Here is a 24,518-nt window from a genome sequence, read left to right on the forward strand (position 1 = left end):
AAGAGTAGCAGCAATGACAAATCCGTTTTTTGAGACAGAAAATAACAAGGCACCCGCAGGATTGCAGGCAGGCTATTTTCAGTCTGCCGACGGGTTTGAATTGCGCTATGCTATTTGTCCCTATGCGGAAGATACACCGCGCAACGGCACTGTCATTTTGCTCCACGGGCGCAATGAAGCCTTTGAAAAATATTATGAAACGATCAGCGATCTGAACCGGCGCGGTTTTTGTGTTGCGACAATGGACTGGCGTGGTCAGGGCGGTTCTTTTCGCATTCTCAAAGATGCCGCGCGTGGCTATGTCCGCAAATTTTCCGATTACCGCAGTGATTTTGAGATTTTTCTCAAGACCATCATCATGCCGGACTGCCCGCCGCCCTATTATATTCTGGCACATTCAACCGGCGCATTAATCGCGTTACAATCTCACGAAATGCTGCAATCGCGTATCCGCCGCATGGTGCTGGTTTCCCCTTTTCTCGGGCTGGCGCGCAGCATCTTTTCAGACCGTCAGCTTAGGCCGCTTGCCACATTGCTGGCATCATCCGGTTTTGGCAGCCGCTATGCTGGTAAAGTCCCTTTGCAACTGCCGCCGGAGAGTTTTGACGGCAACCCACTTACACATGATCAAACCCGCTATCTGCGCAATGCCGCAATCACCCGCGACTACCCGCAACTGGGTGTCGCAGGGCCGACAATCCGCTGGCTGGCGCAAACACTCAATGCCATTCACAGTATCAATAATACGCAGTTTTACGAGAATTTTGCGATTCCGACGCTGTTTATCGTTCCCGGTGCCGACCGTGTTGTCGATGGTAAGGCAGCAATGCGCCTTGCTGAAAAATTACGCAGTGCGTCTCTGATTACCATTGACGGTGCGCGACATGAATTATTGCAAGAAAGCGATTTCTATCGGGAGCAGGTCTGGGCAGCGTTTGATGCATTCATACCAGGATCAAACGCGCCGGAACAAAATACTGAACCGGCGCTGATTGAAGCATAGGTCGCTATAGTCAGGCGTTCAGTAGTTTCAGAGCCTGTTCATGCAGAGCTGCTGAAGAAGCAGCAACAATATAGCCCCCCTTCTCCGCAGGCCCGCCATCGGCCTGCGTGATGACACCGCCCGCCTGTTCAATCACCGGAATTAAGCCCATAACATCATAAGGCTGCAAACCGCTTTCAATCACCAGATCGGCAAAACCGGAAGCCAGCATTGCATAGGCATAGCAATCCACACCATAACGCGACAAACGCACCTGCGCTTCCAGACGATCAAACGCCTCGCGCTGCTTGTCTTTGAACAAAGCCGGTGACGTTGTGAAAACAGTTGCTTCCGACAAATCTGTTGTCTGGCGGGTTTTCAGCTGCACATGCCCGCCATTGCCTGCATATTCCGGCCCGCTCCAGAACGCACCATCGCCCAGCGCATAAAACAGCTCATTGGTGAAAGGCTGAGACATCATGCCGATACGGGCATCGCCATCAACCATCAGGCCGACCAACGTACCCCAAACCGGCAGTCCGGAAATAAAAGCACGGGTGCCGTCAATCGGATCAATTACCCAGATATGGCTGCTGTCGAGATTTTCGCCGCCAAATTCTTCGCCCAGAATTCCGTGATCGGGAAAATGCTGATTGATCACTTTGCGAATGGCTTTTTCAGCCTCGCGATCCGCTTCGGTTACCGGATCAAAACCGACAGTATATTTATTATCGATTGCGATTTTTTGCCGGAATCGCGGCAGGGTTTGTTCAGACGCTGCCTGTGCAACCTCTTTCAAAAACGACGAATTCACCACGAAAATTCACTCCATTTCACAGCAGGATTTTAGCATTTCGACGAAATTTCGGCGATATCTCTCATCAAAATGCTTGAGCCATAGCTTTTAGCCAAAGTATTTTGATGAAATATATCAATAAGTTAATTTGATTGTAACTTCAGAAAATTCAGAATTTTCATAAAAATGTCTGATTTTTCCGAATTCCGAATTGACCGTAACTCACCGGCAAAATAAAATAGTTAACGGACAATATGTCTGTTTTCGCCCGCAAGGGCGTTTCCTCCCTAGATTTTGGACCGCACTTTTGTGCGGTCTTTTTTTATGTATTTTTCATTCTGCGGCCTGCGGTTTCTGCAAAAACACATAATCCGGCAAGGCCGTCAGATCTGCCATAAATTGCGTCAGATCACGGCAAAGCCCCGCAAATGACGGCAAGTGCTCAAGGCTGTTTTCATCGACATAGAGTGCGCGGTTCACTTCAATCTGCAAAGCATGTAAATCACGATGCGGGCGTCCGTAATGCTCGGTAATATAACCACCGGCATAAGGCTTATTATGCGCAACATTATAGCCCATATTTTGCAACAGCTCGATTGCCGCCCATGACAAGGCATCCGAACAGGACCGTCCGAAACGGTCACCGATAATGAAATCCGGCCGCCCTGCAATCCCGTTCTGACCGGCATTATCAGCCAGATCCATTCCGCTTGGCATCGAGTGGCAATCCACCAGAACAGCATAGCCAAACTGCGCCCGCGTATCGCTCAGCAACTGTCCGAGCACATGATGATATGGCTTATAGATGGTTTCGATCCGGTCGAGCGCCTCACATAATGGCAGTCTGGATTTATAAATATCCTGACCTTCGCCAACGATTTTAGCGATTGTGCCTAAGCCGCCTGCAACCCGTGTCGACCTGATATTCGCATAAGACGGCACAGGCTCGTTAAACATTTTCGGGTCGAGCTCATAGGGTTCACGATTCACATCCAGATAGGCGCGCGGGAAATGCGCACGCAACAATGGCGCGCCCAGCGGCACAGCCATGGCGAATAATTCATCCACATAGCAGTCTTCCGACTGACGGATATCATGGGGGCTGAGACGGGATTGCTGCAGAAATGCCGGCGGATAATAATTGCCGCTATGCGGCGAATTAAAAACGAACGGGATGCGCTGTTGCGCCGGAGCACAGACTTCAAAAGGAGTGATTGTCTGAAAATCCCGTTGCAGGCTCATTCTTCGCTTTCATATACTGCAAGGGCATATGCCCGGATTATTTGGCCGGATAGCCGGTTCATTTCTCAAGCCTAACTGATAATCCGGAAAAGCAAAGCCGGAATTGTCATATTTTGTCAGAAATACCGGCAGCAGGCATTCAGTTTATTATTTAAGAACAATTTCATACCATGACACATGGTATTTTCTTGAACTGCCCTATATGGTATTTTTAACGTCGTTCTTGCCTGTCAATATGCATAGGCAACAAAACACTTTTGCCCTGCCGGTCGCAGAGACGGGGCAGATTAATGGGAATGATTCATCCGATATTTACCAAAGCAGCGTCTTATAGGATCAGATTGAATCGCTTTTCTTGCCATTTTGTCACCGCAATATCATGCTGGGGACACGCAGATAAAAAGCGTACAGACATTCGGACGGACCAATGAAAAGAATTCTGCTTGCTGAAGATGATAATGATATGCGCCGTTTTCTGGTGAAAGCACTGGAAAAAGCCGGTTATCATGTCACCCATTTCGACAATGGAGCCAGCGCCTATGAGCGTCTGCGCGAAGAGCCTTTCTCTTTGCTGCTGACGGATATTGTTATGCCTGAAATGGACGGAATTGAACTGGCACGCCGTGCAACCGAAATTGATCCTGACCTCAAAGTCATGTTCATCACCGGTTTTGCTGCCGTTGCCCTCAATCCTGATTCAAACGCACCGCGTGAAGCCAAGGTATTGTCCAAGCCGTTTCACCTGCGTGATCTCGTGAATGAGATCGAGAAAATGTTGCTGGCAGCCTGATTTCAGGTATCGGGATAAGCCTGTTGAAAAACAACAGGTAAAACAAAGTTTTTTCTCTTTATTCTTCAAAAGGGCATTGACGCGCGCGAACCAATATGGTGTATGCGCGTCATCGGATGGGCGTATAGCTCAGCGGGAGAGCACTACATTGACATTGTAGGGGTCACAGGTTCAATCCCTGTTACGCCCACCATCCGAATTCATTGATTTTACTTTTGTATTTCATGCATCAAGCTAAACTACAATTGCACTCATTTTTTCCAACAAATTACAGATTAGGGGCATTTACTGCACCTTTCCATAACAGCTGTGAGATGCACTTTTTTTATAGAGTTGAAGCAGACAGGCTGTCACTCATAAACTGGATAAAATTATCAAGCACACTGGATTGAACCTGCATACGCGGACGTATCAACCAGATATTAAACTTAATCTCAGGCTCAAATTTTTTGACAACCAGCTCACCATCCCGATAACCGGCTGCACTGATCGGGTCAACCACAGAGACGCCCGCCCCCAAAGCCACAAATGAACAGGCAGTCTCTGACTGACCTGTCTCAATCTGCATTTTGCGCGGTATCTGTAAATCATCAAAAATTTTATCAATCAGCATACGTGACTGATCCTGTGGTCCCAAAGATACAAAAGGCTGACCGGCAAGATCCTGTGCTTTGATGCTTTGTTTTTCTGATAATGGGTGCCCGACCGGCAAAATGCATACCGCTTTTAACGTCTGCAGCGGTATGCTTTCAATCTCATCCCTGTCCCCCGGAATAAAACTGATCCCGAAATCCAGCTGATGGCTTGCAACAGCATCAATCAGACTGCGTGAGCGCATGCTCTGCAAATGAAAAACTATATTGGGTCTTTCAGCAGCATAATCTGCAACAATTTCAGGCAGGACACGGCGAGCGATTGCCGGAAAGGCACCGAATGTAAGCGCTCCCCATTTCTGTTCTCTCAAAGCTGTGGCAACACGCGAAACGCGGTTTACGCCGGCAAACATTGCTTCAACCTCTACCAGCAGCGCTTCGGCCTCTCTGGTCGGGTGTAAACGCTTTCCTTTGCGTTCAAAAAGGGAAAAGCCGCAATAAAATTCCAGCTGATTGATCAGCTGACTGACTGCTGGCTGAGAAATGCACAGCAGTTCTGCCGCTCTGCTGACACTCCCCATCGACATAACGGCTTTAAACGCCTCAAGCTGCCTGATATACACCGCTCCTCCTTATTAGATTTTCTTATAATTATCTTAGAAAATAGTATTATTAATTATATGATATTGTCGATAGGCTTTGAAGAAAGCATTTCGTGGTCATCCGATTTTGTGGTGCCAATAATGAAAATGCACATACCAAAAGGGGATTTTTATGCGTGCTAACTTACTTGCCAAACTTTCATTGACAACTGTTCTTTCCGGACTGGCATTGTGCATGGCAGCTCAAGCAGATCAGCTCGATGACGTAAAAGCCAGAGGGAAGTTAATCGTCGGCATTAAGAACGATTATGTGCCTTTCGGATTTTTAACCAAAGAGGATGAATTGAAAGGCTTTGAAATCGATCTGGCGAAATATGTCGCCGGAAAGATTGTCGGTTCTGAAACAGAAATTGAACTCGTGCCGGTGGTGGCTTCCAACCGTATCGAGCTTTTAAATGCCGGCCGTATTGACCTGATTTTGGCAACGCTCGGTGTTAATAAAGAGCGCGCAAAAGTTATCGATTTTACCGAAGAATATTACAATATGGCGGGCATTGTACTGCTAGCTCCCAAAGAAAGCACAATCGCCAAATGGGAAGATGTGCGCGGGCAGAAACTCTGCGGCATGCAAGGCAATCTTTACAATCGGACCCTGACCGGAACTTACGGCGCACAAACTGTTCTGCTCACCGGTACCGCGGACATGTTCAAGGCATTTCAGAACGGCCGCTGCAGCGCCGTTGCCTTTGATGGCCCTATCCTCCAGCAAAAATTGTCAGATCCTGAATGGGGTGCGAAATACAAAATCGCGCTGGATACATTTGATTACATTCCGATTGCGGGCGGCGTACGTAAAAATGAACCACGCTTTCTGGAAGAGGTCAACAAAGCCATTCTCTCCGCAGAATCAGCAGGTCTGCTCGTTAAAGCAGAAGAAACCTACGATATGGGTTCCAGCGAATACGTGACCAAACGCGCGGCAGACGCCAAAGCTGCCGGTCATTGATCTGCACTGAGAACAAAACCGGTTATCACTCGCGAACATATCTGTGTAGCCAAGCTGATAACCGGTAAATTCATCGGAAATAATTCATGATATTCGGTCTCGATTTTGAATGGCTGGCAGATCCGCTCTATCAGAGCTGGTTGTTTGAGGGCTTAAAAACCACGCTCGCAATCACTGCTCTGGGCACAATATTAATGCTGATTATCGGCATTGCCGGAGCAGCGATCATTCATTTTAATGTCCCGGTTGCCCGATCTCTGACGATTATCATGATCGACTTATTCAGAAACACGCCGCCTCTGGTGCAGTTATTTTTTCTGTATTTCATGCTGTCTGATTTAGGCATGACCTATACAGATGCAACGACAGGAGAACGGGTGCCTCTCTTATCCGGTTTTGCCTGTGTGGTCATTTCACTGGCCTTGTATAATGGATCAATTGCTATTGAGATTATACGTTCAGGCATCAATTCCGTACCCCGCCAGACAGTCGAAGGCGGCCGGAGCATGGGCTATAGCCGGCTGCAGATTTTTCGCTGGATTGAACTGCCGATTGCACTGCGCATGACCATTCCCAATATGACCAGCAATGTTGTGAGCCTGATTAAGACATCGGCACAAGCAGCCCTCGTTGCTGTGACTGATATTATGTTTTTCTCCACGCAGATTGCACTGGAAACCTTTCTCAACCTCGAAGTGATGATCGTGCTTTGGCTGACCTATCTAGCCATAACTACCCTTGTCGTTCTGCTTGCCAAACAAATCGCAAAAGCCTTTGCAATTCCGGGATTTGGTGCAGGAGAAGTACAATGAACAAAGATACAATCTCCGCTATTCTTGGTTTTTTCGGGGTTATCATCACGCTGCTGGCCATTCTGTTTATAAGTTACGGACAGGCAAGCGGTGCTGCTATCGGCGTTCTTATCGAACGCTCATCACAGCTACTCACCGGTAGCGCCGGCTTCACCGGTTTTGGCGGCGGCTTCTCCGCAAATGTGATTATCAGCATTTTTTCGATGATGATCGCTCTCGTGGCAGGGTTTTTCCTTGGCGGCGCGATGGTATCGCCTAATCGGGCGGTCAGAACCGCTGCCATATTGATCATGAATCTGTTGCGTTCTTCACCCTGGCTGGTTGTGCTCTACGCAATGCTTTATCTGCTGCCGTTTCGTATGACGTTTTTCGGCGCCAGCATCTTTGTGTCACCATTCCTCAAGGCTGTCATAGGTTTGTCCCTGCCCGTTACCGCCTATGTTGCGGAAGGTTTCCGGAACGGAATCCGTGCAGTGCCGGATGGCCAGTGGGAATCTGCCCGTGCCCTTGGTTATCGCCGCGGTCAGATTTTGCGCTCCATTATTCTGCCTCAGGCACTGCCAATGATGCTGCCCAACCTGATGACGACCTATGCAATGCTGTTTATCGGTACGAGCCTTGTGGTTGTTACCGGCACATCAGATGTTCTCTCCATTGGCAAAACAGTCATTGCCAGTGACGGCGATGAATATGCGACGGCAATTTACCTCTACATTCTCCTGCTATTTTTTCTCTTCGCCTATCCGTTGGCGACCTGGACGCGTGCTCTTGAGCGCCGCCTGATTAAAGGCAAATGACATGACCACATCCTCCACACCAATCATCAAAGTCACTGACATCTATAAGAACTATGGTTCTGTTGCGGTCCTGAAGGGCATTTCAATGGATATTCAGAAGGGTGATGTTGCCTGTATCATTGGCCCTTCCGGTTCAGGGAAGTCCACACTTTTACGTTGCCTGAACGGCCTTGTCCCAGTCAACCACGGCAGCATCCGTGTCGGCAATTTTCAGGTTGAGAAACTGCGCTCTGAAAAAGAGCTGGTTCCGTTGCGTCATCAGGTTTCAATGGTGTTTCAGCAATATAATCTGTTTCCGCATAAGACAGTTCTGCAGAATATTATGATGGCCCCCATACAAGTGCTGAAACACAATGCACAGGAAGTGCGGGAGCGCGCGGTCAGGCTTCTCGCCAAAGTTCAGCTATCAGGCAAAGAAAATGCCTATCCGGGAGAATTGTCCGGCGGGCAGCAGCAGCGTGTAGCCATTGCGCGGGCATTGGCAATGCAGCCGGAAATCATCTTGTTCGATGAAGTAACGGCCGCTCTTGATCCGGAAATGGTGCAGGAAGTCCTTAATGTCATCCGCGATCTGGCAGCTGAAGGAATGACCTGCGTGCTTGTGACCCACGAAATGCGTTTTGCGCAGGAAGTGGCCGATCAGGTGTTTTTCACCGATGGCGGCATCATGGTCGAGCGTGGCGAACCGTCAACATTCTTCAGCCAGCCGCGTGACCCGCGTCTCAAATCTTTCCTGTCCAAAGTTCTCTGATTAATTCTCGGGAGGAATTTATGCAGACTTACAAAATTCTGGTACCGGATGCGCATCTGCGCGATTTGGCAATTGAAAGTGCCGTTTCCGGTGACCGGTTTGAATATCTGATTTATGACGAGACTGATCCTTCTGCCATTCCGGAACAGCATTGGCGGGAATGCGACGGTATTCTGGTCTGGCACCGTATGCGCATTGCCCCGCAAACAGTTGCCCTGCTGGACAATTGCAAGCTTATTGTCCGCGTTGGTGTGGGCTTTGACAATGTGGATGTCGATGCCTGCCGTAAAGCCGGTATTGCTGTATCGAATGTTCCGAATTACGGCACAACAGAAGTGGCAGATCATGCCATTGCCATGCTGCTTTATCTGACACGCGGTCTCGGCACCTATGAGAAACGCCTTAAAGCTGATCCAGTCAAAGGATTTGTCGCAGAAGGCGCCCCTGTTGTACGGCGGCTGCGCGGATTGACATTCGGTGCCATTGGTCTCGGCCGTATCGGCACTGCAATCGCAAGGCGTGCTGCGGCCTTTGATATGAAAATTGCCTATTACGATCCCTATCTGCCTGAAGGGCATGAACTGGGTATCGGCTTTGAGCGCAAGCAAACGCTGGAAGAACTGGTATCGACATCTGACATTGTCAGCCTGCATGTACCATTATCTGCTGAAACCCGTTCCATGATCAATGACACTCTGCTGGCACAATTCCGAGACAATGCTGTTTTCATCAATATTGCGCGCGGCGGTCTGGTGGATATTGATGCGCTTTACCGCGCATTGCAGAGCGGACGCCTAGCCGCTGTCGGACTCGATGTTCTGCCGGTTGAACCACCATCCCCTTCTCCCGCCTTGCTTGAAGCATGGCGCAATGATGAAGCGTGGATTGCAGGACGGTTCATTGTATCGCCCCATGCGGCTTTTTATTCTGAAGCCGGCTATGTCGACATGCGCACATTCTCAGCTGAAATTATGCTGGATTTTCTTCTGCGCAACAAAGTCCGCAACAACGTCAATCCCGGTTGGGAACAATACAACCACTGACATACAGTGTGCCGAGGAGTGTGCCACAATGGCATTTCAAAAAGTAAACGCCCCGTTTCAAAAACTGTCTAGTGCTGCTCTTGATGCATGGCGCACCATCCCGCCTGCAGTCGCTTCCGACTGCCTGAACCGGACGCAGGCAATGAGCGCTGCGATCAAACCCGTCTCAACGGGCATCACACTCTGCGGTCAGGCGCGAACCGTTACTGCTATGGCGGGAGATTGCGGCAGTATTTGTGAACTGATCGGTGTGGCAGAAGCCGGTGAAGTCATTGTGGTTGATGCCGGTGGCGTAGAAGATACTGCGGTATGGGGCGGGATCATGACGGCAGAAGCAGCCCACCGGAAACTTGGCGGTGCAGTCGTTTTCGGCGCTATCCGCGATGTTGAAGAAGTTCGGCAACTGCAATTCAACATGTTCTGTAAAGCGATTGTCCCCCGTGGTCCGCATCATGGCTTTGGCGGCATCATTGACGGTGCTATTTCAATGGCCGGCGCCGTTGTTCACCCCGGAGATATTGTGCTTGGCAATGATGACGGCGTGGTGATTGTCCCCTTGGAACGAGCGGAAGAAATACTCGCAGCCGCACAAGAGCACATCGAAAAAGAAAAAGCTTGGCTCGACGGCATACGAAGCGGACAGACGATCCAGCAAATGTTCAAGATGCAAACTTCTGCATCAAGGTAACAATATTATTTTCAAAATATGTAATATCAATAATTTTTGGAACTGACATTAAATATTCACATGTATTATCCATGTCAGTTCCAACAAAAATAAGAAATATATTGGAATTACGGTGCAATTTCTTGATAAGCGAGATTATCACTGTACTGATTACATAAGTTGCGCCCTGCTTCGCGGGCAATTGTTGCAACCAACGCAATTAATCGTGTTGCCGATGCCTCCAGATACATCGCACTATAATTGGTAGCGGGAAACATTGTATTTGTATTGAGAACTTTCAGCTCTCCCTGCCGCAGTTCTTTTTGGATAACAACCGGCGGAAGAACCGAAATACCAACACCCGCAGAGATCATATTGATAGTTGTAGTCAGAGAATTGGAATAATGCACCGTTGCATCTTTAATACGATCTTCTGAAAAATAATTGATGATTTGCTGATGATTATGTGCCCCTCGTTCATAGGAAATGATCGGGTAGTTCAGCAAATCTTCACGTGAGAACAAATCTTCGGGACTAATAAGAACGTCAGGTGTCCGGCTGATCCAAAACATGCCGAATGTGCAGATGTTAACGCTGCGCAGTGTTGCCGCTGTCTCGGGGCGTATTGCAAACACAATATCCAACTCACGCTGCTCAAGTTGTTGTGTCAGGATTTTGGAGGAATCTGTGGTAATTGAAATTCTGATTTTAGGATAACGCTGACGTAGAATATCTAAAACATCAGGCAAAATTGTCATTGCCAGGCTCGGAACAATACCGAGTTTAAGCTGTCCTTCGACACTGTTTTTTGGGCTAACGCTTTCAACAAGGTTGTGATAGCGCAGCACAATATCCCGTGCCCCCTCAACAAACACCTCCCCTTCGGCTGTCAGGCTGACGTCACGGGCATCACGCTCAAATAATCGAAAGCCGAGTTCTTGCTCGATTGCACCAATGCGATTGGAAATTGCGGCCGGTGTCATGTTCATGCGCGCCGCAGTGATCCGGAAATTGCGCAATTCCGAAAGCCAGATCACCGTCTCAAGAAACCGGATATTCATCGATATGCAGTCTCCCCTCCGCATATTATGTGACTGAATTCTTATGTCTTATTTTTTAATATGATCCTACTGAGAAATAACCGGAGCGACCGACTATGAAACTGAATGGCCGCGCCGCTCCGGTTCAGATTTTTATACCGCCATACGCGCTTTGACTTTGTCGGAAGCGCCTGAAACTTCGCCGAGTTTCAGGCCGGTTTTGACGGAAGCCTCACGCTCTTTCCCGCGTTCCTGAATAGCCAGCGCTTTGGTTGCAACTTCGTTGACTTCGCCACGGGGCAGCACAAGCACACCGCTTTCATCAGCAAGAATGGCATCACCCGGATTGACGACCACGCCGCCACAGGAAACCGGAATATTGATCCCGCCGCCCAGATCGTAAAGACGGGTGGTGATTGGCGAAATACCGCGTGCCCACATCGGGAAGTCGGAATCCTCAATCTCGGTCAGATCAGTGCACGGCCCGTCGACAATACCAGCCACCGCACCGGCAGCTTTAGCCGCAATGGTTACTCCCCCACCCCAGCAGGCATAGCGGTCATCTCCCATACGGTCGACCACCAGTACATCACCCGGACGCAGCATACCGGTGATATGATGCAACAAAGTTGAATCCGGCCCCGGAATGGCAATGGTGACGGCAGTGCCGACAATCCGGCGCTTTGGCAGCAGCGGTTGAATGGAATGGTTCATAAAACCAAAGAAACGCCAGTGACCGACAGTTGCCGTTTCCACACCGGACAGCAAATCCAGATCAGCCTGCTCCACCTGTTCAGGCATCGCATTAATAACATACATGATGAGATTTCCTTACACTGCACAGGCTTCGTGACGTTTGCCTAACCGGCGGTGCTGCACCATCGGAATTAAGGCGCGAACGCGGTTGATCTGCTCACGATCAATTCTGGCGGTGACAAAACCCACACCGTCTGATGCGCGGGCAACGACATGCCCCCAAGGATCACAGACCAGAGAATGTCCGTATGTATGGCGTTTCTCACCGCCGCTCACCACTGCGCCGGTCTGTCCGCAGGCGACAAAATAAGTCTGGGTTTCAATGGCACGGGCGCGCGCCAATACTTCCCAATGGTCTTTGCCCGTTTGCAGTGTGAAAGCCGCTGGCAGAATGATGATATCAACACCGGCCTTTTCCAGCTCAAGATATAGTTCAGCGAACCGGATATCGTAGCAAATGGCACAACCGACTTTGAAACCGTCGAGATCATAGACCACAACATCTTCACCCGGTTTCACCGTTGCGGATTCTTTATAGGCTGTGCCATCCGGTGCCACGATATCGAACATATGAATTTTGCGATAATGGGCGACTTCTTTGCCCGAGCGGTCAAAGACAAATGTCGAATTATAAATCCGTGCTTCGCCTTCAACTTTCTCCATGATCGTACCAGCATGGACAAAAACTTTATGCTCACGGGCAAAATCCTGCGCCATTTTATAGGCCGCGCCATTGGGTGCGGTTTCAGCCTCATTCAGCTTGCCCTCAGGACTGCCGCCGTAATATTCAAAATATTCCGGCAGAACGATCAGATCAGGCGCATCCGTACGCACTGCATCTTCCATCAGTTTACGGGTTGCGGCCAGATTGGCGGCTTTATCAGCCTGCGGATTGGTCTGGATCAAACTTACTTTCATCATGCTCCTCCAAGCTCATTGAATAGAAATAAAATCAGGCGATAAGCGCTTCTTTTTTAAGTGCATTGACAGTGGTCATCATGCCCTGACGCAGAGTCATATTTTGTGTGGCAACAACCAACATTGATGCGCCTTCATCCAAGGCAAAACGGCGCTCGGCTTCTGTCCATGCAGGCATAATCCATGGCTTGCCCGCATCACGGGCAGCTTTGGCGCAACGGCGCAGATCAGCTTTGTCCGCATCATTGAATTCATAAGCACCGCGACCACGGGCAAGTGCCAGATCAGAGGGCCCCGGGAAGAGGCCATCGACCGTATCCAGCGCGATGATCTCTTCGACATCAGCAAGGCTTTCAGCCGTTTCGATCATGGCGTAGCATTTGGTTCGCTTATTCTCTTTTTCGAAGGCATCAGATGCCGGACGGCTATAGCCGAACACGCGGCCACCGGCATAAGAACGCGTACCGGTCAGCGGATATTTCGCTGCTTTGGTGACCTCTCTGGCATGCTCCACACCCAGAATATGCGGAACAATCACACCATCTGTGCCAAAATCGAGCACCTGCTGAATAGCTTCTGTGGTCGGTGCCAGTACCTTGGTCAGTGTCGGCAGGCCTTGCGCTTTGGTGAAGGCCAGAAACTGATCAAGCGTGCCCAAGTCAAATGTACCGTGCTCCAATTCCAGCACGAAAGATGTGAAACCGCAGGTTTTAGCTATCTCAAGATATCCGAAATGCGGCTGCGACATCCAAAGGGCGATATTTTCCATTTTCGAGACCTCCTCGTCTCTTCATTCATGCAATGCGAATGCGGTTATTTGGTATTTTCAGAAGACTTGCCGATGGTTCGGGACAGGCCGAGTGTGCGTTCAATCAGGAAAATGATCAGCAAAGTTGCGATAATCAGCACCACAGAAATCGCAGCGGTCATCGGATCAGTGCGGCTTTCCACATAGTTGAAAATCTCGACCGGCAAGGTGGTCAGACGCGGTCCTGTGATGAACAGCGAGATCACTACCTCGTCAAAAGACAACAGGAATGACAGGGCAGCACTGGCCACCAGACCCGGCATCATCAGCGGTAAGGTAATGCGGCGGAACACTGTGAATGGTGTGGCACCCAGCATGGTCGCAGCTTCTTCAACGGAGGGCGGCAGGGTTGAGAAAGCTGTGATCATAATGCGGATCACATAGGGTGTGGTCACGATCAGATGCGCGATAACAAGCCCTGTAAATGTACCGAGCAGCTGCATTCTTACAAAGACCAGCAGAATGGCCAGACCCAGCACGATTGACGGCAGCAGCAACGGCGCAGTAAAAATATTGAGCAACAATTCCCGCCCGCGGAACTCATAGCGACGGATCGCATAAGCTGCAGGAATACCGGCTATCAGCGACAGAACAGTCACGACGCTGGCAACGCCAAGGCTGATCCACAAAGCATTTATCAGCGCCTCGTGATGCAGCATTTCACCATACCACCGCACACCCCAGCTTTGCGGTGGAAAGGTCAGGTAATTATCATTGCTGAAAGACAGCGGGATCACCACCAGAATAGGTGCAAGCAAAAACAGGTAAAGTGCTGCAACCAGAATTTTAAACGGCAGTTTCATAGTACCAATCATGAGATTTCCCCTGCCGGTTAATCGATGCGGCGGGCAATGCGTGAATACACGACCAAAGCCAGTCCAAAGATGATGAGAACGATGACGGATGTTGCTGCCGCACGCGGCCATTCAAGCTGGATAACCGCCTGATCATAAATCTCGGTTGCGAGCATGAAGACACGACCACCGCCAAGTAGTTTCGGTGTGATGAAAGAGCTGATGGCCAGCACAAAGCAGAGCAGACAACCCAGTGCTACACCGGGCAAAGTCAGCGGGAAAATCACACGGCGAAAACGGGTGAAGCTATTGGCTCCGAGTGAAGCGGCAGCCTCTTCCAATGTCACATTCAGACGGCCAAAACCGGCAATTAATGACAGCGCCATATACGGGATAAGGATTTCCACCATACCGATGAAAACGCCAAGCGTATTATTGACCAGACGAAACGGTTCTGAAATCAGACCGGTACTCATCAGCATACCATTGATCAGCCCCTGATCACCGAGCAGCACCATCCAGCCATAAGTTCGCACCACACTACTCACCAGCAGTGGTGAAACGGTGATAACAAACAATAAGTTACGCCATACCGGTGATACACGATGAAGAAACAGGGCAATCGGATAAGCACAGACCAGTGTCATGACTGTAATCAATGTGCTGATCCACAAAGAGTTGAAAATCAGCTCCCAGTTGAAACTGTCAGTGAAGAAGCTGAGATAATTCTCCAGCGTGTAATTGTCGGTCAGAACCCCGCCGCTACGGCTTTCCAGAAAGGAAATTTGCGCAAGATTGGCTACCGGCACAATAAATGCGATCAGATTAATTAATGCCATCGGCAGTAAAAGCCCGACGGCAATCAGAGGAAACCAGCCGCGCTTCGGCTTCGCAAGATTATTGGATGCAGAGGCAAGTGCAGTCATTGCTTGCCTCCGAAAACCAGCATATCTTCCGGCTTCCACTCGCACAGCAGCTTATCACCCAGCTGGAAACCATGACCACCACTGGTGGTCGGCACTTCGACCTTCAGGCAGCCGCCGTTAATCTCGATTTCATATTGAACAATGTCGCCGATATAGGTAATCCGCGCGACCTTACCGCGGGCGCTATTGGTGGTCACGCTGATCAGCGACTGGTCACGGTTAGGCGTCAGGCTGATACGATGCGGACGGATCGCAATCTGCCCCTCACCGGAAGTCGCGCCATGAGTGTTACAGCGATAGACATTGTCTCCCAGACGGCAGGTATTCTCTGCGATGATCTGGCAAATATGCACATTGGCGCGTCCGACAAATTCCGCAACAAACAATGAGGACGGACGCTCATAAATTTCTTCCGGTGTGCCAAGCTGTGCCAGTTTGCCATTATGCATCACACCGACCACATCACACATAGTGAGCGCTTCCACCTGATCATGGGTCACAAAAACAGTTGTGATATTCATACGTTGCTGGATTTCGCGGATTTCAATGCGCATATCATCGCGCAATTTCGCATCAAGGTTGGAGAGCGGTTCATCAAGCAGCAAAATGCGTGGCCGGATCACCAAAGCACGGGCAAGTGCAACGCGTTGTTGCTGGCCGCCTGACATATCTTTCGGTTTACGCGGGCCATAACCGGGCAAACGCACCATTTCCAGCGCTTCCTCAACCCGTGCCTGCGCTTCATGTTTAGGCACGCGGCGCATATCCAGCCCGAAAGCCACATTCTCTGCCACTGTCATGTGTGGAAACAGCGCATAATTCTGAAACACCAGACCAATGTCTCGCTGATGTGCTGGTTTGCGGGAGATATCCTCGCCATTGATATAAATATTGCCGTCTGTAATCGGCAATAATCCGGCAATCATGCGTAGAGTTGTAGTCTTGCCACAACCGGATGGCCCCAAAAGCCCGAGAAGTTTGCCTTTGGGCAAATCAAGATGCAGATCATCAACGGCCTTATAGTTGAGACCATAGAGTTTTGAGACGGCTTTGAGTTGCAGAAATGTATTGTCTGTCGTCATGTCAGAACCCGAATTATTCTGTGCCGTTCCGCCTGATAAAGATCAGGCAGAGCGGTTTTGCAGTCATAAGAAATGGAAATCTGTGCGCTGAAAATCAGCGGCCGGCAGGGATGATCTGGCGACGCCACGGATCCAGAATTTTGCCGCGGATATCGCCGATCGTCATCCAGTCCACGGGAATGAGTTTGTCACGCTGTTCAGAATTCATCATCGGGATGCGGGCGCGTGTGGCCTCATCAACTTCGGCTTTGGTATTGGTCGGTGCATAGAACATCATCTTGGCAAAGCGCGCCTGTGCCTCAGGGCTGAGTGCATAATTTATGAAAGTCTTGGTTGCGTCCTGATTTTTACCGTTGGCAATCGCACTGATCACATTAATCTGCGCTGCTGTACCCTCGGAAGGCCCTACAGAACGTAGCTTACCGCCGGTCTGATCATAATAAAACTGCGCACGGGCATTATAACCAATAGACAGGTTCGCGGTGCCATTCGCCACCAATGTATAGGCGTCAGGTTTTGGCTCCCATGTCTGAACCAATGGCGCCAATTCTATAAGCTTTGCCACAGCAGGTTTGATGGTTTTTACATAGTCAGTTTCACCGGCGAGCCGGTTGGTGATGATTGTTAGCAAAATAGCCTGAATATCACCGCCACCCTGCGCGGCGATAATGACTTTGCCATTTTGTTTTTTATCCCACAGCGCTTCCCAACTGGTTGGCCCTTCCGGAAAAGCATCGTGATTATAGATCAGTGACAATGTATCGAATGTAATCGGAATGGCTTTACCAGCAAGCTCTCTGCCAATATCTGCCAGATCGGCGTAATTGCTCAGAGCAGCAGTATTTAGGTCTTCGACCAGCCCTTCATCACTGGCGATTTTAGCAACGGAAAGATCATAAATAACTGCATCGGTTTGAGGAGAGGATTTTTGAGCGCGCATATTACCAAGTGATGTCGCAGCATTCTGCACACCGTAATAGGTCACTTTAATATCCGGATGTTCTTTCTGGAATGGCTCGATAACAGCCTGAATATAATTATCCTGAAATGCACCGCGATAGCCCATCACGGTAATATCTGCAGCCATCGCTGGCAGTGCCACCCCCGTCAGGGCAGCGGCAGCTGCCAAAATCAAAATACGGGATGCCTGATATTGAGATTGCTTCATGTTCTTCCCCTTTGTTTTTTCAAAGGTGCAAAACATCAGGCTTATCGTCCAACGACTTATTCTTACCGGCTGTTCGATTTTGGTTTATGCATGCTGCTTACGTTTGTCAGCATTATGTTTTTTGCCTGTCAGCATCCATCCTGGCCGCAAATTTATATAACACTCCAAACGCAAATAGATTGGCCAATGATCATCCATGATGTCTCGTGATACCTCAATGGCACAATCAAGCACTCGCACGCTCAGGCTTGAGCTTTTCTCACTTCCTTGGAGCAAGGCTTCCACCTCTTCTACTGATCATTAAAGAGGCAAAAGGGCACTGGTCTGTCCGTCAACAGCTATTCATCACGAAAAATAAATTTTACTGCTTCATGTGCTAATCTGATAACCTTTAGCAACAGGATTATTCGTGCTGAAATCTAAGGAATGAATGCCACATCCGGCGAGCAATCACTACCGCAACCTGCCTCCCCAAATCACCTTTAAATACAGCACCATATCTGTAGCGTTACATTATGTAGCGTCTAATAAAGATTCATTTTCACCTTCAATTTATCTAGGTAAAAAACAGAATAGATCATATTTTTTCAATAAACTTAAAATAATACGCATTTTTATGATTAAAACAGATTTTTAAAGTGACAATAAATTGTTACTTTATGTTATTATAAAAATTCTCAGCACAACTATCTGTTTGGGGATTACGGGGAAATTATTTCACGTGCAGATAGCTGGGAATCAAAGTCGAGGTCACAGGGGGAATTGTTTTTGGTTTCAAAAACGCACCGGAAAATTTGCATCGGTACGATCACAAAAGATCGCCCCGTTATGCTGCAGAAATTGCTGATGTCTTATGCCCGGCTGATTATTCCTGAGGGGACACAGGTCTGTTTTTTAATTGTAGAAAACAATCATGAGAAAACAGTCTGCTCGATTATCAATGACTTTAAGGCAAGAGTTTCACCTGCTGAAGTCGTCTATGCTGTTGAGCCGGTTTTAGGGATCGCATCCGCCCGAAATCACGTGCTCAATTATGCTGTTGATCATGGTTATGATCTGCTGACATTTGCCGATGATGACGAGCAGGTAGAGCCGCAATGGCTCATGGAATTGCTGAAAGAACGCGATTACCACAATCTTGATATTGTCGGCGCACCGGTACGTTTTGCACCACCCGAAGGCAAATTGTCATTATGGCAAAGAATTGTCTGGCAGGGTGTTGATAAAATGAACAGTAATGCGGAAAGCCGCTCAATCAAAAAACGAGCTAACGGCAAAGCCGGACAAGTGAAACTTGCTACCGGCAGCTGGATGGGCAATCTCGACTTTTTCCGCTCAACCGGATTGCGCTTTGACGCAGCTTTAGGTCAGTCTGGGGGTGAGGACTGGCAGCTATGGGCCGAGGCAAAAGCCCTTGGCGCTAAAACGGGCTGGACACCGCACGCCATTGCCTATGAAACCGTTCCTACCTCGCGTTTGAAACTGGGCTATTATTATCGCCGCAACCGTGATATTGCCAGAGCAGCCCATCTGGAGCGCATGAAAAATCCGGAAAAAAGTATAATATGGCGCACCTTCAAATCCGTTCTTTCGCGTGTTTATAAAGTGCTTGTCGGCAGCCTATTATTGCCAATCTATCGCGAAAGAGGCCTGCTAACGATTGCTGCGAATTTAGGCAGTCTGGTCGGCTTTATCGATGGAGCCCGTGGCAAAAAATCCATGCATTATGTTGATATTGACGGCTACTGATAGCCCGCCCCTGCCCGAAGAGTAAAAGTATCTGCCTATGACAGTTCCGATCCTTGTCTATCACCATATTGCGGCTGTCGGCAGCAGTGTCCCTTTTCGCAGCCTTTTTGTGCATCCGAAACGCTTTGCAAGTCAGATGCGCTGGCTGAAAAAACTCGGTTATCAGGGGCTCTCTGTGCGGGATGCCATGCCGTACATTAAAGGAGAAAAAACCGGAAAGGTTGCTGTCCTGACTTTTGATGACGGCTTCCTGAATGTGCTGGAAAATGCCGCACCGGTTCTGGCAGAATGCGGCTTCACCGCCACAAATTATTTTGTGGCCAACCAGATCGGTGGCAGCAATATCTGGGACAAGGCAATCGGCATTCCGGAAATGGCATGTATGTCCATTACGCAAATGCGGGAATGGGCGGCATTGGGACATGAAGTCGGCGCCCATACGCTTGACCATGTCAATCTGAATGACACACCGGATGAGGAAGCCCGTCGCCAGATCAGTGAATCAAAATCACGTCTGGAGGACATGCTGGGCGCAGAGGTTCCTCATTTTTGCTATCCCTACGGTGCCAATAATCAGACGCACCGCTTAATGGCACGCGAGGCAGGTTTTCAAACTGCGGTCACGACAATTGCCGCGCGCGCAAAACCAAATGATGACCCGTTTGGCATTCCGAGAATATATATCCGCCGCAATCATACATTGCCGGAGTTTTTATACCGTGTGTATTTCCGCTAAGAACAGCGAACAGCACATGTTCAGATAATTAACACCTGCAATTATCGTCAGTTTGTTCTGACGCAAAGACGCATTCCGCCACTTCATTAAAGTCCACTGCATAACCGCTGAGCAGCCTGCTGCTGCAGCACCTGACTTGCAGTGAGCACCTGATATGAACCGCATTCATGATCGTCCGGCATTTTTCATCAGAAAACTGATCCTGCTGTTCTGTCTTCTGTTAAGCGGTTTCGTCAGCCTGCAATCAACAGCCTTTGCCGCTCAGCTGGACAAGTATCTGCCTGTGCTAAAAGTACAGGAACTGTTTCAGGATGCGGATCGTATCGGCACACCGCAAGGCGAACCGCCGATTGCGCGGGTTTATAAAAATCAGGATTTGCTCGGCTATATTTATCTGAATTCGGATTTTACCAGTTCAGTCGGCTATTCCGGCAAACCGATCCATATTCTCGTTGGCATTGATACCAAGGGCATCATTCGCGGCATCAAACTGGTAGATCATAAAGAGCCGATTGTTCTGATCGGCATTCCCGAAGCCAAAGTGGTTGCGGCGCTCAACTCTCTCATCAACAGCGATTTCAATGCCGTTGCATCCGGTACAGCCAAACCGCCTCAGGTCGAGATTGTCAGCGGTGCCACGGTCACTGTTCTGGTGATGGGCGACAGTGTGGTGCGCTCGGCTGTCGGACTGATCCGTAGCGGCCGTCTAGGCAATCAGCTTGCTGCCGGACAAGTCGCGGCACCGCAGGAAATCCGCACTGTTGATCTGTCGAAACAGGATATCCGTGACTGGCAGGAACTGACCGGTGACGGCTCAGTCCGCAGCCTGAAGCTCAGTGTCGGCGAAGTAACGCAAGCCTTCCTTGATGCCAAACAACCACGTGCGGCAGAAAACCCTGAAACATCCGCTCCGGAAGACCAGTTTATCGAGCTCTATGTCGCGCCGGTATCAGTGCCGTCCATAGGCCTCAGCCTGCTGGGTCAGGCCGGATATGACCAGATGCAAAAACGGCTTAAACCCGGCCAGCAGGCCGTACTGGTTGCCGGTGATGGTGCCTATTCCTTCAAGGGATCAGGTTACGTACGCGGCGGTATTTTCGACCGTATCGAACTGTTGCAGGACGGTCAGGGCATCCGTTTTCGAGATAAAAACCATACGCGTATCGGCAATATTGCTGCTGAAGGCGCACCGGATTTGCGTGAAATCGCACTGTTCACGGTGCCGGAAGGTTTCGCCTTCGACATAACAAAGCCATGGGAACTGCAATTACTGGTACAGCGTGGCTTTGGTGCCCGTGACAAAGCCAGCATCTTCTATGACCTCGGTTATACACTTCCCGACCAATATGTGACCATCACCGCACCTGCCAAACCTGTCCCGGCTCCCCTGCAGCCTGCACAAGATGCTGCCACTGCGAATAATCCGCATGTCAGCGCACCGGTCGGTGAAGCATCCATGCCTGATTTCTTCGGGGAAGATAATCCGCTGTGGATCCAGATGTGGCAGATGAACAAAATCAATATTGTGATTACTGCCTTCGCCATTCTGGTGCTGGTCGCAATCTTCTTTTTCCAGAACCATCTGGTCAGGCGTCCGCGCTTCTTCGCATGGGTCAGACGCGGCTATCTTCTCTTCATCCTTGTCTGGCTTGGCTTCTACACCAACACCCAATTGTCGGTCGTCAATGTCCTGACTTTCACCAATTCGCTTATCACCGGCTTCAACTGGGAATTTTTCCTGACCTCCCCGCTGACCTTCCTGTTATGGGGCTCGGTTGCTGCTGGTCTGCTGTTCTGGGGACGCGGCCCGTTCTGCGGCTGGCTCTGCCCTTTCGGTGCGCTGCAGGAATTGAGCAACAATCTGGCACAATGGCTGAAAGTACCGCAGGTCAAACTACCATGGGGCCTGCATGAACGTCTGTGGCCGATCAAATATATTATCTTCCTCGGCCTGTTTGGTCTGTCGCTCTATTCCGTGGCGCTGGCCGAAGTTTTCGCTGAAGTCGAACCGTTCAAAACCGCGATCATCCTGAAATTCGCCCGCGAATGGCCGTTCGTCATCTATGCCCTGACCTTGCTGACTGCCGGTCTGTTCATCGAGCGCTTCTTCTGCCGCTATCTGTGCCCGCTCGGCGCGGCACTCGCCATACCCGGCCGTATCCGCATGTTTGAATGGCTGAAGCGCTGGCCGGAATGCGGCTCGCCATGTCAGCGCTGCGCTGTCGAATGTCCGGTGCAGTCCATCCATCCGGAAGGTCAGATCAATGTCAATGAATGCATCTACTGTATGCATTGTCAGGAACTCTATCACGATGACCAGCGCTGCCCGCATATGATTCAGGTGCGTGTCAAACGTGAGAAATTCGCTGCCCGCAACGCGCCTTATACGCCACCGGCAGAGCGTACCGGCAGCCAGTCAAAAACCATCATCACCCATAACGGACAACCTGTTACCGGCGCATCCGCACCGGACGCAGCATCCTGAAATTTTCAACTGGAGACAAAGCAATGTCTGAGCAAGAAAATAAAACCCGCATGAACAGACGGCAATTACTCGGCACCTCGGCTTTTGTGGCCGCTGCCGGTGCCAGCGGCATGGGCGGTGCGCTTGTCATGGCCGGCGCACCGAAGCAGGCCATGGCTGCATCCGGATCCGGTTCAAGCGCGGAAGTCAAACCAGGGGAACTGGATGAATATTACACCTTCTTTTCCAGCGGCCAGAGCGGCGAAGTCCGTATTGTCGGCCTGCCATCCATGCGTGAACTGATGCGCATTCCGGTTTTCAACCGTGACAGCGCCACCGGTTGGGGACAGACCAATGAAAGCCTGAAAGTGCTGACCGAAGGTATGTTACCTGAAGACCGTGAGTTTATGAAAGACCGCGGCGGCGTTTTCGACAATGGCGATCTGCACCACCCGCACCTTTCCTTTACCGACGGCACCTATGACGGCCGCTATCTCTATGCCAATGACAAGGCCAATACCCGCGTCTGCCGCATCCGTCTTGATGTGATGAAATGCGACAAGATCATTCAGCTGCCGAACCAGCACACGGTTCATGGCCTGCGCGTGCAGAAATATCCGAAAACCGGCTATGTCTTCTGTAATGGTGAAGATCGCGTGCCGATCCCGAATGACGGTAAAAATCTGACAGATACCAAAAACTATCATGCGATTTTCACCGCCGTAGACGGCGAAAGCATGAAGGTAGCATGGCAGGTGATGGTCAGCGGCAATCTCGATAATGTGGACTGTGACTATCAGGGCAAATATGCTTTCGCGACCTGCTACAATTCCGAAGAGGGCGTGACACTGGCCGAAATGATGGGCAGTGAGCAGGACTGGATTGTTATCTTCAACCTGAAACGCATTGAAGAAGCGGTTGCCAAAGGCGAGTTCAAGGAAATCAACGGCGTGCCGGTGATTGACGGACGCAAAGGCTCCAAATTCACCCGCTATATTCCGGTGCCGAACAGCCCGCATGGTATGAATACCGCACCGGACGGCATCCATATTGTGGCCAATGGTAAATTGTCGCCGACCGTCACCGTTTTCGATGTGCGCAAATTTGACGACCTGTTTGATGACAAAATCAATCCGCGTGATGCTGTTGTGGCTGAACCGGAACTCGGTCTCGGGCCTTTGCACACGGCCTATGACGGCAAGGGCAATGCCTACACGACACTGTTTATCGACAGTCAGGTCTGCAAATGGAACATTGAGGATGCCAAACGTGCCTTCAAGGGCGAAAAGGTCGATCCGATCCGCCAGAAACTTGATGTGCATTATCAGCCAGGTCACAACCACACCTCGATGGGGCAAACTAAAGAGGCTGACGGTAAATGGCTGATTTCCCTCAATAAATTCTCCAAAGACCGCTATCTCAATGTGGGTCCTCTCAAACCGGAAAATGACCAGCTCATTGATATTTCCGGAGATAAAATGGTGATTGTCCATGACGGACCAAGCTTTGCCGAACCGCATGACGCAACAATCGTACATCGCTCCAAGATCAATCCGGTCAATGCCTGGAATCGTGAAGATCCGTTCTTTGCCGATGCTGTTGCACAGGCAAAGGCCGATGGCGTCGATCTGATGGAAGCTGCGGAAGTCATCCGCGACGGTAATAAAGTCCGCGTTTATATGACCTCTGCCGCACCGGCCTTCAGCCTTGAGGAATTCACCGTCAAACAAGGCGATGAAGTCACTGTCTATGTAACCAATATTGATGAAATCGAAGACCTGACCCATGGTTTCTCGATCATCAATTACGGGATCAATATGGAAGTGGCACCGCAGGCCACCGCCTCGGTCACCTTCATCGCCAATAAGCCGGGCGTGTGGTGGTATTACTGCTCGTGGTTCTGCCATGCCATGCATATGGAGATGAAAGGCCGTATGCTTGTTGAGCCGAAAGGCGCTTAAACATCATGCAGCATCAGCGCCATAAGGAAAAACGC

At 49.9% G+C, this 24,518-nt stretch carries 23 protein-coding genes and 1 tRNA gene; 13 read left to right on the forward strand and 11 right to left on the reverse strand.

What is annotated here, in order from left to right; all coding sequences use genetic code 11:
• The first annotated feature begins 13 nt into the window (after nt 1–13).
• Complete coding sequence (locus tag KHQ09_RS13525; RefSeq protein WP_213598752.1) at nt 14–1,003, forward strand: alpha/beta fold hydrolase; 990 nt, start codon at nt 14–16, stop codon at nt 1,001–1,003.
• A gap of 10 nt (nt 1,004–1,013) precedes the next feature.
• Here the strand turns inward: KHQ09_RS13525 and hisN are convergent, their stop codons facing one another.
• Nucleotides 1,014–1,805, reverse strand: coding sequence for a histidinol-phosphatase (gene hisN, locus KHQ09_RS13530; RefSeq protein ID WP_420801483.1), 792 nt, complete (start codon nt 1,803–1,805; stop codon nt 1,014–1,016).
• 306 nt (nt 1,806–2,111) lie between these two features.
• A complete protein-coding gene (locus KHQ09_RS13535) occupies nt 2,112–3,020 on the reverse strand; it encodes an N-formylglutamate amidohydrolase (RefSeq protein WP_213598756.1) in 909 nt (302 codons plus the stop codon).
• A 427-nt stretch (nt 3,021–3,447) separates the two neighbouring features.
• Between KHQ09_RS13535 and cpdR the strand changes: the two genes are divergently transcribed.
• Both cpdR and KHQ09_RS13545 read left to right on the forward strand, forming a co-directional pair.
• The gene (gene cpdR / locus KHQ09_RS13540; protein ID WP_022709690.1) at nt 3,448–3,810 is read left to right on the forward strand and encodes a cell cycle two-component system response regulator CpdR; all 363 of its coding nucleotides are present in this window, start codon (nt 3,448–3,450) and stop codon (nt 3,808–3,810) included.
• 118 nt (nt 3,811–3,928) lie between these two features.
• Nucleotides 3,929–4,003 (forward strand) — tRNA-Val (locus KHQ09_RS13545).
• Nucleotides 4,004–4,135: 132 nt separating this feature from the next.
• Here the strand turns inward: KHQ09_RS13545 and KHQ09_RS13550 are convergent.
• Nucleotides 4,136–5,026 (reverse strand): LysR substrate-binding domain-containing protein, encoded by an 891-nt coding sequence (locus KHQ09_RS13550; protein ID WP_213598758.1) that lies wholly within the window; start codon nt 5,024–5,026, stop codon nt 4,136–4,138.
• 151 nt (nt 5,027–5,177) lie between these two features.
• On the opposite strand from KHQ09_RS13550, the gene KHQ09_RS13555 reads away from it, so the two are divergent.
• From KHQ09_RS13555 to KHQ09_RS13580, 6 genes are all read left to right on the forward strand, one after another.
• Nucleotides 5,178–6,011 carry a transporter substrate-binding domain-containing protein gene (locus KHQ09_RS13555; protein WP_213598760.1) on the forward strand — a complete coding sequence of 278 codons (834 nt, stop codon included), beginning with the start codon at nt 5,178–5,180 and terminating at the stop codon, nt 6,009–6,011.
• A gap of 86 nt (nt 6,012–6,097) precedes the next feature.
• A complete protein-coding gene (locus KHQ09_RS13560) occupies nt 6,098–6,823 on the forward strand; it encodes an amino acid ABC transporter permease (RefSeq protein WP_213598762.1) in 726 nt (241 codons plus the stop codon).
• A complete protein-coding gene (locus KHQ09_RS13565) occupies nt 6,820–7,620 on the forward strand; it encodes an ABC transporter permease subunit (protein ID WP_213598764.1) in 801 nt (266 codons plus the stop codon). The genes KHQ09_RS13560 and KHQ09_RS13565 overlap by 4 nt, the downstream gene beginning before the upstream one ends.
• Nucleotide 7,621: 1 nt before the next feature.
• Nucleotides 7,622–8,371: an amino acid ABC transporter ATP-binding protein gene (locus tag KHQ09_RS13570; protein WP_272491708.1), complete on the forward strand. Its 750-nt coding sequence runs from the start codon at nt 7,622–7,624 to the stop codon at nt 8,369–8,371.
• Between the two features lie 20 nt (nt 8,372–8,391).
• Nucleotides 8,392–9,414 carry a C-terminal binding protein gene (locus tag KHQ09_RS13575; RefSeq protein ID WP_213598766.1) on the forward strand — a complete coding sequence of 341 codons (1,023 nt, stop codon included), beginning with the start codon at nt 8,392–8,394 and terminating at the stop codon, nt 9,412–9,414.
• 28 nt (nt 9,415–9,442) lie between these two features.
• A complete protein-coding gene (locus tag KHQ09_RS13580) occupies nt 9,443–10,102 on the forward strand; it encodes an RraA family protein (RefSeq protein WP_022709683.1) in 660 nt (219 codons plus the stop codon).
• Nucleotides 10,103–10,209: 107 nt separating this feature from the next.
• On the opposite strand, the gene KHQ09_RS13585 is transcribed toward KHQ09_RS13580, so the two are convergent.
• The 8 genes from KHQ09_RS13585 to KHQ09_RS13620 form a co-directional block, all read right to left on the reverse strand.
• Nucleotides 10,210–11,142 (reverse strand): LysR family transcriptional regulator, encoded by a 933-nt coding sequence (locus KHQ09_RS13585; RefSeq protein ID WP_213598768.1) that lies wholly within the window; start codon nt 11,140–11,142, stop codon nt 10,210–10,212.
• A gap of 132 nt (nt 11,143–11,274) precedes the next feature.
• Nucleotides 11,275–11,940 carry an RraA family protein gene (locus KHQ09_RS13590; protein ID WP_213598770.1) on the reverse strand — a complete coding sequence of 222 codons (666 nt, stop codon included), beginning with the start codon at nt 11,938–11,940 and terminating at the stop codon, nt 11,275–11,277.
• 12 nt (nt 11,941–11,952) lie between these two features.
• The gene (locus KHQ09_RS13595) at nt 11,953–12,795 is read right to left on the reverse strand and encodes a carbon-nitrogen hydrolase family protein (protein WP_213600016.1); all 843 of its coding nucleotides are present in this window, start codon (nt 12,793–12,795) and stop codon (nt 11,953–11,955) included.
• A gap of 34 nt (nt 12,796–12,829) precedes the next feature.
• Nucleotides 12,830–13,564: an HpcH/HpaI aldolase family protein gene (locus KHQ09_RS13600; RefSeq protein ID WP_213630853.1), complete on the reverse strand. Its 735-nt coding sequence runs from the start codon at nt 13,562–13,564 to the stop codon at nt 12,830–12,832.
• 44 nt (nt 13,565–13,608) lie between these two features.
• On the reverse strand, nt 13,609–14,418 hold the full coding sequence (locus tag KHQ09_RS13605) for an ABC transporter permease (RefSeq protein WP_022709678.1): 810 nt from the start codon (nt 14,416–14,418) through the stop codon (nt 13,609–13,611).
• Nucleotides 14,419–14,435: 17 nt separating this feature from the next.
• Nucleotides 14,436–15,323, reverse strand: coding sequence for an ABC transporter permease (locus KHQ09_RS13610; RefSeq protein WP_213598772.1), 888 nt, complete (start codon nt 15,321–15,323; stop codon nt 14,436–14,438).
• On the reverse strand, nt 15,320–16,405 hold the full coding sequence (locus KHQ09_RS13615) for an ABC transporter ATP-binding protein (protein WP_213598774.1): 1,086 nt from the start codon (nt 16,403–16,405) through the stop codon (nt 15,320–15,322). The genes KHQ09_RS13610 and KHQ09_RS13615 overlap by 4 nt, the downstream gene beginning before the upstream one ends.
• Before the next feature lie 94 nt (nt 16,406–16,499).
• Nucleotides 16,500–17,573 (reverse strand): extracellular solute-binding protein, encoded by a 1,074-nt coding sequence (locus KHQ09_RS13620; protein ID WP_022709675.1) that lies wholly within the window; start codon nt 17,571–17,573, stop codon nt 16,500–16,502.
• Between the two features lie 846 nt (nt 17,574–18,419).
• Here KHQ09_RS13620 and KHQ09_RS13625 point away from each other — a divergent pair.
• The 4 genes from KHQ09_RS13625 (at nt 18,420) to nosZ (ending at nt 24,483) form a co-directional block, all read left to right on the forward strand.
• Nucleotides 18,420–19,322: a glycosyltransferase family 2 protein gene (locus KHQ09_RS13625; protein WP_238481638.1), complete on the forward strand. Its 903-nt coding sequence runs from the start codon at nt 18,420–18,422 to the stop codon at nt 19,320–19,322.
• Between the two features lie 37 nt (nt 19,323–19,359).
• Entirely contained in the window at nt 19,360–20,058 is a 699-nt protein-coding gene (locus KHQ09_RS13630) for a polysaccharide deacetylase family protein (RefSeq protein ID WP_213598778.1), read from the forward strand.
• Nucleotides 20,059–20,212: 154 nt separating this feature from the next.
• Nucleotides 20,213–22,543 (forward strand): regulatory protein NosR, encoded by a 2,331-nt coding sequence (locus KHQ09_RS13635; protein ID WP_213598780.1) that lies wholly within the window; start codon nt 20,213–20,215, stop codon nt 22,541–22,543.
• A 23-nt stretch (nt 22,544–22,566) separates the two neighbouring features.
• Entirely contained in the window at nt 22,567–24,483 is a 1,917-nt protein-coding gene (gene nosZ, locus KHQ09_RS13640) for a TAT-dependent nitrous-oxide reductase (protein WP_213598782.1), read from the forward strand.
• The last annotated feature ends 35 nt before the right edge of the window (nt 24,484–24,518 follow it).

Source organism: Pseudochrobactrum algeriensis (genome assembly GCF_018436245.1).
Taxonomy (GTDB): domain Bacteria; phylum Pseudomonadota; class Alphaproteobacteria; order Rhizobiales; family Rhizobiaceae; genus Pseudochrobactrum; species Pseudochrobactrum saccharolyticum.